The following is a 14143-nucleotide window of genomic DNA, read 5'->3' on the forward strand; positions in this document are numbered from 1 at the left end:
TATCATGTATCCATCGTGGTTACAAATATCCGGATTATTACTTCACCATCAAAAAAAAAGAAGCTTGATTGCTTCTTTCTAAAACCATTTTAAGAGGCGCATGATGTGCATGTTCATCTTGACCTGACGGGAATAATAATAATTACCGCCGTTGATATAGAGCTCTGGTCCGTGAAAAATTGAAATCAGGTTATAGTAGCCGTAGGTCTTGCCAGTTACATTTCCTAAACTTGGCGCTACCACATCTTTGGAATATTTCTTGGCCAGCTCCAGTGTATTTTCGCCACCGTTTTTAGATACGTAGTCGATGTAGGCCTGACCAAAATTATAGGCTTGTACTGCTGTCCAAACATCCACCTTTTTCTCGCTGGCTAACTCTAGGTTATCAGATAAGGTCTGAACTCCCTGGCGAATGCTTTCTTTATTGTCCGTGATAGCATTGGTCTGACCAGTCGCGCTTTCACTGGACTGCATGACATCAGTGTCTTTTCCCTTGGTCTCTGTATAAATCATGGCCAGTACCAATTCTTCATTGGCCGCTGTGTCCTGCTCGTCCAGCACTTCTCTGACCAAAGTCTGATACTTCATGACCTGCTTGACATCATGATGAACCTGATAAATCTTGTAGCCGGCAAACAGCACGAAAAGGACTAAAATCAGTCTTCTTAGAAATTTAAACATTATTTATTTTGGATATCCTCGATGTTCTTAATCAAAATAGAATAAGTCCCGTTATCATTCTGGATAAATTCTACCGACTCTGCGTCCTGATAGATATTATTGGGAACGATGAGCTCAATTCCATTTGAAAGGGAGAGTTTCTGATTTTCGAACTTTTTCTTCTGGCGGCGGCTGTCAATCTCATCAAACTTGACTGGCTCAGGAATAGCTTCCTTAACCTGATCGATAAAGGTAAGGCGGGCAGTCAGATTACTGTCAAAAAGATCATCGGCCAACTTTTCAGGCGACAGTTCGTCATTTTCTTCCAGATTTTTGAAAATACTGGATTTGACCTTGGACTGGAACTGAAAATCGTCTTTGTTAAAACTTTCGGCAACCTTCTGAGCTGTCTTCTCCAGAGCTTTGATTGATTTCTTAGCTGAGATTGTCGGATTGACCTGCAAGAGATTATCTGACATATAATTGAGAAAGGCACCGTTATACTTGATGCGCTTTTCAATCAGATGGTACTTGCGAGATTTGAGATTGATGACCAAAGCCTCGTCTGCCCCCGTACCAAAGCCAGGCAGATTGTTCTGCGTCAGCTTGATGGGATTGTCAACCTCACCACCTAAGTGAGTAAGTGTTTCCCGCAGAGCAATCCGCAGAAAAGCAAAGTGCTCCACACCTTCTTTGTCAAACTGGACAAAAATCAGATCATTGGTTTTCTGGTTTTCACTGATAGAAAACTCCTCCTGCCAGAGCTTGGCAACTGTCACCGATGTTTCCAGTAGGTCGTCTGAAAGTTGGGCTAAAAAGACGTTTTCAGGATCGAAAACACCTGTTTTAGCATCGTCAGAATAAACTCGCTCGATTTTCTTGCGCAGGTACTCTTCAATCTTGGGAGTAATGTTGAGAAACTTATCTGCCAGTAGCAGTTCGGTATCAGCTGGGCTGAATTGATGAATAATCGCTTTTTTTACGTAAATATCCATCTTAGTTCAAGCCCTCATAGAGTGGAAAAGCGTCCGTCAATTCACGAACTTCTGCCCGCACCTGATTCAGCACCGCTTCATTTTCAGCGTTTTCCAGAGCCTTGATAATAAGCTCGGCTACCTTGATACTTTCTGTTACACCAAAGCCTCGAGCTGCAATGGCTGCTGTACCGATACGAATTCCGCTAGTCTTAAATGGTGACAAAGTCTCGTAAGGGATGGAGTTTTTATTAAGCGTGATATTAACCTCATCCAAGAGATTTTGAGCGACTTTCCCATTTTCTACAACCTTAGTGACATCCACCAAGAAAAGGTGATTTTCAGTGCCATCAGAAATCACACGGAACTTGTCATGCTGACGGAAGACTTGAGCCATAGCTTGGGCATTATCCAAAATCTGCTGTGCATAAACCTTGAAAGCTGAATCCAGCACTTCTTTAAATGCAACTGCTTTGGCTGCAATGACATGCTCCAATGGTCCGCCCTGAATGCCTGGGAAGATAGCTGAGTTGATTTTCTTAGCCAGGTCTTCATCATTTGTCAAAATCAGACCACCGCGAGGTCCACGCAAGGTCTTGTGGGTCGTTGTTGTTGTGATATCCGCATAAGGAACTGGGCTTGGATGGAGACCTGCAGCAACCAAGCCAGCGATGTGAGCCATATCTACCATAAGCTTGGCACCAACTGTATCAGCGATTTCACGGAATTTTGAAAAGTCGATGATATGAGAATAGGCTGAAGCCCCCGCTACAATCAGCTTAGGCTGTACTTCCTTGGCTTGCTGGAGGACGGCATCAAAGTCCAGCAATTCAGTTTCTGGATCAACGCTATAAGATACAAAATTATAGGTTTGACCAGAGAAGCTGACTGATGCACCATGAGTCAAGTGGCCGCCGGCAGACAGATCCATGCCCATAACTGTATCGCCTGGCTCAATCAAAGCCATATAAGCAGCGCAATTAGCCTGGCTGCCTGAGTGAGGCTGAACATTAGCAAACTTGGCACCAAAGATTTCCTTGGCGCGTTCAATTGCCAGACTCTCAATCACATCCACTACATCTGTCCCACCATAGTAACGGCGACCTGGGTAGCCTTCAGCGTACTTATTGGTCAAAATAGAACCTTGAGCAGCCATGACAGCTTTAGAAACAACATTTTCTGAAGCAATCAGCTCAATATTATGCTGCTGACGTTCTTCTTCTTTAGCAACTGCTTCCCAAATCTCTGGGTCAAATGCTTTGTAGTCTTCTTGGTCAAAAATCATAAGGTGTCTCCCTTCTTTTGCGAAAATAGGACCTTAGGTCCTAAAAGTTAAAATTTTATATCCTTTACTTGTGCGAGAATGTCCTCGCGGGTAATGGCTCCCTGGCGTAAAATAAGAGCCTTTTCTCCAGACAAATCCAGAATAGTTGAATCCTGACCGGTCAAAAAGTTATCATCTTCTACTCCCGAGACCTCATCTTGAAAATCCATCATAATCTGCTGGAAAGAAGTTCCACTAGCTTTTCCAGAAAGATTGGCGGATGGACCAATCAAGGGACCGTACTTCCGAATCAAGTCCAGGGTAACTGGATGTTTAGGAATCCGAAAGCCCACAGTTTCCATACCTGAGTTTATCCAAGCAGGCACTCGGTCATTGGCTTGGAGGATAATAGTCAGCGGCCCAGGTAGAAAGGTTTGATAGAGTTGCTTTAGATAACTGGGCTGGTTCTTAGAAAAAGCATAAATCTCTTCCAAGCTAGCCACATTGAGATTAAGAGCCTTTGCACGAGGTCTTCGTTTTAATTCGTAGACTCGTTCGACCGCCTCTTGATTCAAAGCCTGAGCAAAGAGGCCATAAACAGTTTCTGTCGGCAGGACAACCGCTCCGCCAGCTGCCAGAGTATTTTCTATCTTATCCATTGTCCATCGCCACCATTCTATCTTTGCCAAATTGATCTTTCAGGACTCGGATTCGTTTTTGGGGAAAAGATTTTTTCAATAACTCCCTGACACCGTCTCCTTGCTTGTAACCAATTTCCAGATAGATTTTTCCTTTTTTTGTCAGATAGTCTCCTGCCTGCTCGGCTATTTTCCGATAGACGGCATAGCCATCCCCTTTTGCGAAGAGGGCCATGTGAGGCTCTGAGGTCAGAACGTTAAGTCCGACTTCGTCCTTATCCGCTTCTGAAATATAGGGCGGGTTAGAGACGATAATGTTAAAGTTCCCACTGATTGCGTCCAAGCAATCAGATTGGACAAAAGTGAGGCTGAGTCCGCAGGATTGAGCATTTTCTGTTGCCAAGGAAAGAGCATCGCTTGACAGATCAGAAGCAGTAATCTGCCAGTCTGGACGGCTGTTCGCCAGTGCAAGAGCAATGGCTCCGCTACCCGTACCTATATCTAAGACAGACAGAGAACTTTCAGGATTTTCTGCCAAGATTAGCTTCACCAGCTCCTCCGTCTCAGGCCTTGGAATCAGAACCCGCTCGTCCACCTTGAGAGTCAGGCCGTGAAAGTCACTGCTACCGATGATATACTGGGCTGGCATGTGGGCAAGCAGCTGCTCTTGAATTGCTTTTAGCTGGTCACGATCTTCTTGGCTGACTTTTGTCCGAAGCTTAAGAACAAAGTCGGTAAAGGAGAGATCCTTGAGAGCCCGATAAACGAAAGTCAGGCTTTCTGCTTCTTCTCCAGCTGCTACCAGCTCTTGCTCTAGCTCAGCCAAATATTGAGCCAGCATCATTATTTATTCAGCTCTTCTAGTTTTTGCGTTTGGTCATAGAGAACCAGAGCGTCAACGACTTCATCCAGTTTACCAGCTAAAATCGTGTCCAGCTTTTGCAGAGTCAATCCGATACGGTGGTCTGTCACCCGGTTTTGCGGGAAATTATAGGTGCGAATCCGCTCTGAGCGATCACCAGTACCAATTGTAGACTTGCGTTCTGCATCCTGCTCATCTTGAGCAATTTGAGCAAAGTGGTCTGCCACACGAGCTCGGATGATTTTCATAGCCTTATCCCGGTTCTTCTGCTGGGTCCGCTCTTCCTGCATTTCAACCTTGATGTTGGTCGGCAGATGGACAATACGAACAGCAGTCGCAACCTTATTGACATTCTGTCCGCCAGCACCTGAAGCATGGTAGATATCCACCCGCAAATCTTTAGGATCAATGTCGTATTCCACTTCTTCGATTTCTGGCATCACCAAGACAGTTGCCGTCGAGGTGTGAACGCGACCTTGGCTTTCGGTCACTGGAACCCGCTGTACGCGGTGAGCGCCAGATTCATACTTAAGTTTCGAGTAGACTGACTGGCCTGAGACCATAGCGACCACTTCCTTGATTCCACCTACACCATTGTAAGAAGCTTCCATAACTTCGAAGCGCCAACCTTGGCTTTCAGCATATTTTTGATACATCTGCAAGAGGTCTCCTGCAAACAATTGCGCCTCATCTCCTCCCGCTGCACCCCGGATTTCAAGGATAATATTCTTATCATCGTTTGGATCTTTTGGTAAAAGGAGGATTTTTAGTTTTTCTTCGTATTCTTCTTTTTCAGCCTTGGCGTCTTTGAGCTCCTGCTTGGCCATTTCTTCCAAATCAGCATCACCAGAGGCATCTTTTATCATTTCTTCAGCGTCTATGATATTTTGCAGGACTTTTTTATACTCGCGGTATGCCGTCACTGTATCGCGGGTGCTGGCTTCTTCCTTAGAAAGCTCCATAAAACGCTTGGTATCACTAACTACATCAGGGTCGCTTAGGAGTTCACCAAGTTCTTCGTAGCGATCTTCCACCGCTTGTAACTGTTCATAGATGTTCATAGATTTTTCATCATCTCCTTTATTTCTATCATTGGATTACTTAATATCGGGGTTAAAATAGTGCTTGCGGCAGACTGAGATATAGGTCTCGTGGCCGCCAATTTTAATCTGCTCTCCGTCGTAAACCGGCTTTCCGTTATCAGTCCGTAAAACCATGGTGGCTTTACGAGAGCAATATTGGCAAATAGTTTTAATCTCCTCAATCTTATCAGCCAAGAGTAAGAGATGTTTGGAGCCTTCAAAGAGTTCATTGCGAAAATCATTTTTTAGACCAAAAGCCATCACCGGAACATCCAGCTCATCTACCACTCTAGCTAAATCATAGACATGATGGCGTTTCAAGAACTGAGCTTCATCGATTAAAACACAATAAGGTTTTTCAGGCGGCTGCTGGATATAGCCAAAAATATCTGTCTCATCCTCAATAGCTATGGCATTTCGTTTCATGCCGATGCGACTGGAAACAACCCCAAAGCCGTCTCTTGTATCGATAGCCGAGGTCATGATAACCACGCTCTTGCCTTGTTCTTCATAATTGTGGGCCACTTTTAAAATTTCAATGGTCTTGCCCGAATTCATCGTACCATATTTGTAGTATAACTGAGCCATAATTTAAATCTTTGCTAATTCACTATCTCCATTTTTACTTCACATTATTTTACCATAATTCACTACTCTTTAAAACCTCATTTGTGATAAAATAATGATAAAGAAATAAAGGAGGCAGAAAATATGCCATTTGTTAGAATTGATTTATTTGAAGGTCGTACTCTGGAGCAGAAAAAAGCTCTTGCCAAGGAAGTAACTGAAGCCGTTGTCAGAAATACAGGCGCACCTCAGTCTGCTGTCCATGTCATTATTAACGACATGCCAGAAGGAACCTACTTCCCACAAGGTCAAATGCGAGAAAAATAAAAAAGAAAAGCCGGCAGTGTATAGGGATACAAACTGCTGGCTTTTTTCTATGAATGACTCCTACTGTTATCTCTTTTATTTTCAAATTCTTTAATTAATTTTTGATACCAATAAAAACTATCTTTTCGAATCCGCTTTAGACTACCACCTTCTTCCTCATCACGGTCTACATAAACAAATCCATAGCGCTTGCCATAACCATTTAGCCATGAAAGTAAATCTGTGAAAGACCATGTACAATAGCCGATGACTTGGCAACCATCTTCTATGGCATTTTGTACAGCTGTAATATGCTTATCAAGATATTCAATCCGATATGGGTCGTGGATCTTTCTATCTTCTGTTAAGGTGTCATACTCTCCTAGCCCATTTTCAGTTATCATAATTGGAATATCATATTTGCTGGTAATCCGTCGCAAAGCAATTCGTAAACCGATTGGATCTATTTCCCACTCCCAGCTGGTACGCTCTAAGTGTTCGTTTGGCACATGCTTAAACTGGTCCGGTTCTCCAGCTTCAGCATTCGGAACATTAGCAGCAAAAGTATGAGATTGGTAATAGTTGACACCAACGAAATCTGGACGACCAGCTTTTAAAATCTCTAAATCCCCTTCTCGAATATCTAATTCTATACTGAATTGATTTTTCAGATAAGCTAAGGCTGTCTTTGGATAACGTCCTAATAAATAAGCATCCATCCAGTACCAAACATTAACATCCAAAGATTTCTCCATGGCTAGAACGTTTTCTGGCCGATTATCCAGAGCATAGAGGACAGGAAAAGCAAAGCTTGGACCGATTTGACCTTTTATTTTTAAATCATGGAATCGTTTGATAATCGTCGCATTGGCCAAGTTGACAATGTGATTCACCTGGTGCATTAACTGAATATTTTTGATTCCTGGTGGAAAACGACCATCCCGATAGCCTAGTCCAACAAAGACATTTTGCTCATTGAGTCCAATCCAATATTTCACTCGATCTCCAAAGTTTTTGAAGAGAATCTCTGCATAATACAGGAAATCGTCGATTATCTTTCTAGATTCCCAACCGCCGTACTCATCTTGCAGTACTTGAGGCAAATCCCAGTGATAGATCGTGATAATGGGTTCGATATTATATTTGAGAAGTTCATCAATCAGATTTGAATAAAACTCAATACCTTTCTGGTTAACCTCTCCTCGTCCTTCGGGCAAAATACGGGTCCATGCAATAGAAAATCGATAAGCTTTTAGGCCCATTTCGGCCATCAGTTTAACATCTTCTTTATAGCGATGATAATGATCCACTGCCACATCGCCTGTAGTGTTTTTAAAGGTCCTATTAGGCTGGCGGACAAAGGTGTCCCAGATAGACAGACTCTTACCATCTTCATCCCAAGCTCCTTCAACTTGATAGGCTGCTGAAGCCGATCCCCAGAGAAAGTCTCTGGAAAATTTTGTCACATCAATCAAGCTGCTGCACCTCCTTTGGCTTCTAGAGCTTCCATTTCAGCTTCTTGCTTAACCAATTGCTCTTCGTATTTTTTGAAGAATGGATAGTAGATTAACATAGCTGGTAAAATCAAGATATAGTCCCAAACAAAGTTTTGCCAACGAAGGGTGGTCAGATAGTTACTAAAGCCCATTGGCAACTGAGCGCTGACAACAATCCAAGCTGGAATGATAAAGCCTGTTTTGTAAGCAAAATAAGTCAAAATCATCATAATAGGCACATTGAGTACATAAGGGATACAAAGAATTGGGTTGAACATAATTGGCATACCAAATGTTACTGGCTCGTTGATACCAAACCACCCAGGAATGAGTGAAATCTTTGATACGGCACTGATTTGTTTAGATTTTGATCGTAAGCCCATCAGGACCAGGGCCCATGTATTTCCTGTACCACCAACCAAGGCCATGGAAGTGTAGAGTAAGACTGGGAAGAATTGCATTGGCTGACCGTTCGCATGAAGAGCAGCATTGGTTGTTGCCGCTTGAATCCCAAGCGGAGAAATGATTGGAATAATGATGAGGGTACCATGAATACCGAAGCACCAAAGAATCAGCGCTAACATACAAAGCATCACAATCCCTGGAACAGATGATACAGCGCCAAGCGGTGCACGCAAGAGGGCCATAAAACCAGACGGAACATTATAAGCTCCTGCTGTCAATGCTCCAATTCCAACATTCAGCAAGAGGAAGAGAGTGATGGAGAAGAATACCGGCAGAATAGAGCCGAAACTATCTTGCAGGAACTGCGGCACAACATCTGGCATCTTTATTTTAATATCTTTTTCATAACAGAATTTTTCAATCTGTACGACAACAAAGACAATAAAGAAGCTGATAAACATACCTTGTGAGCCGAGATAGTCTAATTGCAGACCGGAGAATTCTTCAGTATCAACAAAAGCTCCTGCCACAAGCATGAAAGTAACTGCTGTATCAACAGCTGCCATAATAGGGGATTTTAATTTCAAATTCTTAGCATAATGATAAGCAAAGAAGATGGCAACCCAGATAGAAATAAAATCCATCGAATAACGGAAAGGCAAGGTCAATGTATTATACACTGCATCCCCTGTTTTGAACCAACCTAGAGCTGTTTCATTTCCAATTGCAGCTAAGACTTGAAATAAGGAACCTACGGTAATCAATCCCAAGAGAGAGCCCAATCCAGCTTGTAAAGACTGTATAAACACATTGTTGGCCAGTTTATAACCAATTTCCTGAAGTTTGGTCATGAATTTACTGTTAAAGAATTTTTCCATCAGAAAAACCTCCTTAAGATATTGCTTTAATTAATTGAAAGATATTCTTACAATCTCCCATTGCATAATCCATATCTGGGATGGTGGCAACAGGTTTTGAAACTGTCTCTTTGACAGAATCAAGTTTATAAGAAACCTGAGGACCTAATAAAATTACGTCATAGTCCTGAGCATAATCCTGATAGTCCATCAATCCGACCGCTTTGATATCGAGGTCAATACCTTGGTCATTTGCATATTGCTCCATTTTTTTCATCAGGATACTCGTGGACATACCCGCTGCACATATTAATAAGATTTTCATTGTCTTTCTCCTTCTCTATTGGAATACAGCTCAATCATCTCGGTGATAAGGTCAATGGCCAAGAGACTCGTCATAAAATGATCTTGTGCATGAACAAGCAATATACTCAACTGATGACCGTTTCCTTGTGCTTCTTCCTGCAATAAATCCGTTTGGGAATGATGGGCTTTTAAAATAACACTATTTGCCTCATCCATTAATTCCTTAGCTGCATCAAATTCAGCTAATTTTGCTTTTTTAAGTGCTTCAAAAGCTAAGGATCGGGCTGCACCAGAATTGGCAATTAAGGACATGGCAATAATCTCCGCTGAACTATTCCATTCTTCCATACAAACTCCTCCTTTCAATTTGACTTCTTACCCAAAGTTTACTATAGCTCTATTCTACTGTCAAAAGCGTTTATATTTTCTTAATATACAGCTTTCTAGCTTAGTGTATCCATTTTCAAATGTCATTCATACTCAATTTATTATAAAAAATTTAAAGCAGCAGTTTCTTACGTGCTCTACCTCTAGTACTCTGCTATTTTTAAATAGTTCCTTTAATATATTTTAGAACCTATCGTAAAATTAGTGTATAAAAATTAATCGTTTTTTATGATAATGTATAACACAAAGCTAAAGAGTATAAAAATTCATTAAAATCCGTCTCTTTTTCCTCAGGGGGTTACTTTCCACAAGGGCTTATTATATACTTAATTTATGAAGATTATTAGAGAACTCCAAGTCACTTCAGATGAATTTTATGACTTCTTGGAAAGCGAGTTTCTGAATCAAATCAATCAAACTGACAATCAAACAAAAAAGATAGATAGGTTAAAGAAAGGACTTCGTTACTCAAAATTGTCAGACAATGTCTATACCAAGACTGATTATGAGATTCTGGACTATCGTCGCCATGAAACCTACGTCATTCAAATCACGTCACATAGTGAAAAAACGATTACTTTCTACAAGACCAAGCCTTGCTCAAAAGGGCTTGAGGTTACGCTAGAGCAAGAACAAAATAAATTGACAAAAAATTCAAAAAGCAAGCTCATCAAGTGGATGGGAGAGCTTCTCTACTTTGGTCGCCTTTCGGAAAATCTTTATAAGATTCAAGGGGAAATTGAGAAGGCTAGAAAAGTGAGAACTCAGTAAAAAGCAAATCCAATCCATACCTTCTTTTCTGCGCCCAGATTTTTTATGACTCGCAGATATCCAGATAGTTCAAGGAGTAGATTATGAAACAAGGCATCACACCTCAATATTGGAAACAAGAAAACAACGGTCGCTATTTCACTAAAGAAACTCAAATATTCAGCCCTCTGCCTATTTTGACCGACACCTTACTGGCTCATCCAAAAGTAAGAAATGATGGCCAGCTGGCTTTCCCTGCCATTCATTTCATAGAAGGGATTTCCCGAGAAGTCGGACAAGAGGTTATGCAGTCCTTTTCACTTCCCTATCCATCCAACCCTGAAGCGCACATCGTAAAGGTTGCTCAAAACGGTATTTTCGTTTATGCCTTATCCCAGCGTGGCTTATTTTTTGGGGCTATTTCAATTATCCAAATGTTACAGGATGGCTACTTGCCTTATGGCTTGGCCTACGATGAACCTGTCTGTTCCGAGCGTGGCCTCAAGGTCTTTTTACCATCTCGTAAGAATATGGATTTCTTCAAGCAATTTGTGGATATGCTTGCTTTCTTCAAGTACAATACCCTCATGATTGAAATCGGTGGTGCTATGGAATATAAAAAACACCCTGAAATTAATCAGGAGTGGATTAAATATTGTGCTGATATGGCTGAATACTCTGGCAAGACCAAAGAAATCCAAGACTATACCTTCCCTTGGTACAAGAATGCCATTCACATGGAGAATGGTGACGGGGAGTTTCTAAGTCAAAATGATGTGAAAGATCTGGTCCTCTACTGCAAGGAACGATTTTTTGAGGTGATTCCTGAAGTGCCATCCCTCGGTCACTGCGATTATTTGATGCTTGGCCACCCAGAAATTGCAGAAATCCCTGAAGATCCTTATCCAGACACTTACTGCCCATCAAATCCTGCCTCTTATGAACTCCTCTTTGATGTTCTGGATGAAATCATTGAGGTCTTTGAACCTGAAGTCATCAATATCGGGCATGATGAATACTATTCAATTGCCATGTGTGAGCGTTGCAAAGGGAAGGCTGGAGCTGATATCTTTGCAGAGGACATTATCAAGATTTATGACCACCTCAAGCAGAAAAATGTCCGAACCATGATTTGGGGAGACAAGTTACTGAAAAACGCTATCGTTCCTGATGCAGGGCCTTTTGGTGGAGCAGAAATCATCATGTACACTCCCCAGTTCAAAAAAGATACAGGCACAAAAGTTGGCATTATGCCGGCAACCTGGCAGGCCATTCACCAGATTCCCAAAGATGTCGAAATTCTCCATTGGCTCTGGAGTTTGGATGAAAAACTGGAAGATGAAGTTTTAGAAGAAGGCTTTAGCATCCGTTATGGTAATTTTGAAGGCTATCTCTTTCCGCATTGGGCTGAGCATTTGAAGAAGGGGAGCAAGGGAGCTATCATCTCCAACTGGAGCACTTTAAATGAGGTAATCCTGCAGAGAAATGTCATTTTCTTCGGCTTGGCCTATGCTTACGAGATGTTTTGGAATCATGACTATCGTGATGAAGACTATGCGACTATCCGTGATAAAACCTTATCTTATCTCTTCCATTACCACTATCCCGACCTGCAAAACCACACGCGCAGTCTTGAAGCACTGGCGCATCCCAGCTGGATTGAAATCGGCTATGCTACTGACTATTTTGTGGAATACCAATGGTTTGTGGACGGTGTCTTCCCTGAAATGGAAACTTATCAAATCGGAAATATCCTACTAACCTATACTGATCAAACCGAGTTCACTGTTCCCATTATCTTTGGAGAAAACATTGGCAAAACAAGTGTTGACTGGGATCGGTCTACCAATACCAACCCTTTACCTGGTGAACCTATCTATAAGGTAGATGAGCAACTATTTGAAGTCTCTCTTAGCACCAAACCTTATCAAAAAGAGCAGCAAACTTTCTTCGCATTTCCTATTCAAAACCCTTATCCTGAAAAGGAATTGAAGAATGTAGAAGTTCAAACAGAAGCTGACAAAGATTGTCAAATTTTTGTTGATCAAATTGCCTATTATCACTAAACTTGAGGCTTATTTCAAGCTATCAGATAGAAATAGCGAAGTTTATGAGGAATCAGAATCATCCAATTCAAAAAGAACAGATACTTTCTAGACATCGGCTTACTGGATATACTGATTGCTTATCCTATTTGAAACGAAAGGAGGTGGGAGAGTGAGTGAAAAGAAAACATTTCTGAAACAATTCTTACGTCTCAGTCTACCGTTTTCTCTTCAATTTCTACTAGCCAGCGCTGTCAATCTAGCTGATGTTGTCATGATTGGACAGCTAGGGGAAAAACAAATCGCAGCTGCTGGTGCTGCCAACCAGATTTTCTTTCTCTTGACTATTGTACAGTTTGGTATCGGTAGCGGAGCTTCTGTCTTCATGGCCCAATACTGGGGAGCCCAGCGAATTGCTGATATGAGAAAAACCTTGGGATTAGTCTATATGCTGAGCGGGCTCATCTCCGCTTCCTTTACTTTAGTCGCTTTACTTTTTCCCAAGCAACTGATTGGCTTTTATATCCATGATACCGAAGCTATTCAGTTGGGCGCCCAGTACCTATCTATCGTCTCCTGGACCTACCTGATGACAGCCATCACAACCTCATTAGCCACCATGTGTCGCTGTAGTAACGAAGTTTTCTTACCAACTCTTGCAAGCCTCCTATCCATGGCGACCAATATTATTGGCAATGCCGTTCTTATTTTTGGACTGATTGGATTTCCTAAACTTGGACTGGTTGGTGCTGCTATTGCTACCTTTATAGCTCGATTGCTGGAGCTTTGCTTGTTAGTATTTGGTGTCTATCGAACAAGGATGGCTGGAGCCGCTAGCATAGCTGAACTCTTTGCTTTCCACAAAGACTTTGTTTATCAATTTTTGAAAAAAACCTTGCCAGTCGTCTTCAATGAAGGCGCTTGGTCGCTCGGAACATCGATTGGCTTGGCCATTATCGGACTATTAGGTACTGAAGTGGTGGCCTCTACCCAGATTGCTAGCGCCATTGCCCAAATTGGTTTTGTCTTTGTACGAGGTGCAGGCAATGCCGTAGCTGTTATGCTAGGCAATACCATAGGAGAGAATCAAGCAGAAAAAGCCTTACAAGATGCCAAGCGCTTCTTACTTCTACTACCTCTCATCGGGCTAATCGTCAGCATCCTACTCATCTGGGCCATGCCCTTAGCCCTGAAACTCTACAATTTAAGTAATCAGACAGAGCAGCTAACCATCTTGATGATTCAATTAAATGCCCTGTTGTTTATCCCAAAAGCTTTTAGTGTTGTTTTAATCGTTGGGATTTTACGTAGCGGAGGCGATACCAACTATGCCTGCCTGCTAGATATTTTACCTGTTTGGCTCTTCAGCATTCCACTTGGCTATGTCCTAGTTAGCCTGCAGGCTCCCATTTGGCTAATCTTTCTTGTGATAAATGGCGAAGATATTCTCAAACCAATCTGGGGCATCCCTCGTGTCTTCTCAGGGAAATGGCTGCATAATCTTGTGCAAGAGCACATGTAAAAAAGCATCTAATTCACAACAT

The 14143-nt window shown here is 42.0% G+C and carries 15 protein-coding genes; 4 read left to right on the top strand and 11 right to left on the bottom strand.

Annotated elements, in window-relative coordinates; all coding sequences use genetic code 11:
- Positions 1 to 78: 78 nt before the first annotated feature.
- The 7 genes from MK370_RS02130 to MK370_RS02160 are packed head-to-tail and all read right to left on the bottom strand — an operon-like array spanning position 79 to position 6068.
- A complete protein-coding gene (locus MK370_RS02130; protein WP_268683952.1) occupies positions 79 to 681 on the bottom strand; it encodes a lysozyme family protein in 603 nt (200 codons plus the stop codon).
- Complete coding sequence (locus MK370_RS02135; protein WP_268683953.1) at positions 681 to 1655, bottom strand: nucleoid-associated protein; 975 nt, start codon at positions 1653 to 1655, stop codon at positions 681 to 683. Before MK370_RS02135 ends, MK370_RS02130 begins: the two co-directional genes overlap by 1 nt.
- 1 nt (position 1656) lies before the next feature.
- A complete protein-coding gene (gene glyA / locus MK370_RS02140; RefSeq protein ID WP_268683954.1) occupies positions 1657 to 2919 on the bottom strand; it encodes a serine hydroxymethyltransferase in 1263 nt (420 codons plus the stop codon).
- Positions 2920 to 2966: 47 nt separating this feature from the next.
- A complete protein-coding gene (locus tag MK370_RS02145) occupies positions 2967 to 3557 on the bottom strand; it encodes an L-threonylcarbamoyladenylate synthase (protein WP_268683955.1) in 591 nt (196 codons plus the stop codon).
- Entirely contained in the window at positions 3550 to 4380 is an 831-nt protein-coding gene (gene prmC, locus MK370_RS02150; protein ID WP_268683956.1) for a peptide chain release factor N(5)-glutamine methyltransferase, read from the bottom strand. Before prmC ends, MK370_RS02145 begins: the two co-directional genes overlap by 8 nt.
- Positions 4380 to 5459, bottom strand: a complete 1080-nt coding sequence (gene prfA, locus MK370_RS02155) for a peptide chain release factor 1 (RefSeq protein WP_268683957.1) — start codon at positions 5457 to 5459, stop codon at positions 4380 to 4382. Before prfA ends, prmC begins: the two co-directional genes overlap by 1 nt.
- 36 nt (positions 5460 to 5495) lie before the next feature.
- Positions 5496 to 6068, bottom strand: a complete 573-nt coding sequence (locus tag MK370_RS02160) for a thymidine kinase (protein WP_268683958.1) — start codon at positions 6066 to 6068, stop codon at positions 5496 to 5498.
- Between the two features lie 105 nt (positions 6069 to 6173).
- Between MK370_RS02160 and MK370_RS02165 the strand changes: the two genes are divergently transcribed.
- Positions 6174 to 6374, top strand: a complete 201-nt coding sequence (locus tag MK370_RS02165) for a 4-oxalocrotonate tautomerase (protein WP_223310287.1) — start codon at positions 6174 to 6176, stop codon at positions 6372 to 6374.
- Between the two features lie 47 nt (positions 6375 to 6421).
- Here the strand turns inward: MK370_RS02165 and MK370_RS02170 are convergent, their stop codons facing one another.
- Genes MK370_RS02170 through MK370_RS02185 form a run of 4 tightly spaced genes read right to left on the bottom strand, consistent with a single transcriptional unit; the run spans position 6422 to position 9765 of the window.
- Positions 6422 to 7828 carry a glycoside hydrolase family 1 protein gene (locus tag MK370_RS02170; RefSeq protein ID WP_268683959.1) on the bottom strand — a complete coding sequence of 469 codons (1407 nt, stop codon included), beginning with the start codon at positions 7826 to 7828 and terminating at the stop codon, positions 6422 to 6424.
- On the bottom strand, positions 7825 to 9132 hold the full coding sequence (locus MK370_RS02175; protein WP_002909757.1) for a PTS sugar transporter subunit IIC: 1308 nt from the start codon (positions 9130 to 9132) through the stop codon (positions 7825 to 7827). Before MK370_RS02175 ends, MK370_RS02170 begins: the two co-directional genes overlap by 4 nt.
- Positions 9133 to 9145: 13 nt before the next feature.
- Entirely contained in the window at positions 9146 to 9436 is a 291-nt protein-coding gene (locus MK370_RS02180; protein ID WP_268683960.1) for a PTS sugar transporter subunit IIB, read from the bottom strand.
- The gene (locus MK370_RS02185; RefSeq protein ID WP_002895529.1) at positions 9433 to 9765 is read right to left on the bottom strand and encodes a PTS lactose/cellobiose transporter subunit IIA; all 333 of its coding nucleotides are present in this window, start codon (positions 9763 to 9765) and stop codon (positions 9433 to 9435) included. Before MK370_RS02185 ends, MK370_RS02180 begins: the two co-directional genes overlap by 4 nt.
- A 372-nt stretch (positions 9766 to 10137) precedes the next feature.
- Between MK370_RS02185 and MK370_RS02190 the strand changes: the two genes are divergently transcribed.
- The 3 genes from MK370_RS02190 to MK370_RS02200 all read left to right on the top strand — a co-directional run bounded on the left by MK370_RS02190 (position 10138) and on the right by MK370_RS02200 (position 14121).
- Positions 10138 to 10575, top strand: a complete 438-nt coding sequence (locus tag MK370_RS02190; RefSeq protein WP_268683961.1) for a DUF3284 domain-containing protein — start codon at positions 10138 to 10140, stop codon at positions 10573 to 10575.
- Between the two features lie 83 nt (positions 10576 to 10658).
- Positions 10659 to 12620 carry a family 20 glycosylhydrolase gene (locus tag MK370_RS02195; protein WP_268683962.1) on the top strand — a complete coding sequence of 654 codons (1962 nt, stop codon included), beginning with the start codon at positions 10659 to 10661 and terminating at the stop codon, positions 12618 to 12620.
- Between the two features lie 115 nt (positions 12621 to 12735).
- Positions 12736 to 14121 (top strand): MATE family efflux transporter, encoded by a 1386-nt coding sequence (locus tag MK370_RS02200; protein WP_268683963.1) that lies wholly within the window; start codon positions 12736 to 12738, stop codon positions 14119 to 14121.
- The last annotated feature ends 22 nt before the right edge of the window (positions 14122 to 14143 follow it).

Origin of the sequence: Streptococcus sanguinis (assembly GCF_026781265.1) — a bacterium.
GTDB lineage: Bacteria > Bacillota > Bacilli > Lactobacillales > Streptococcaceae > Streptococcus > Streptococcus sanguinis_T.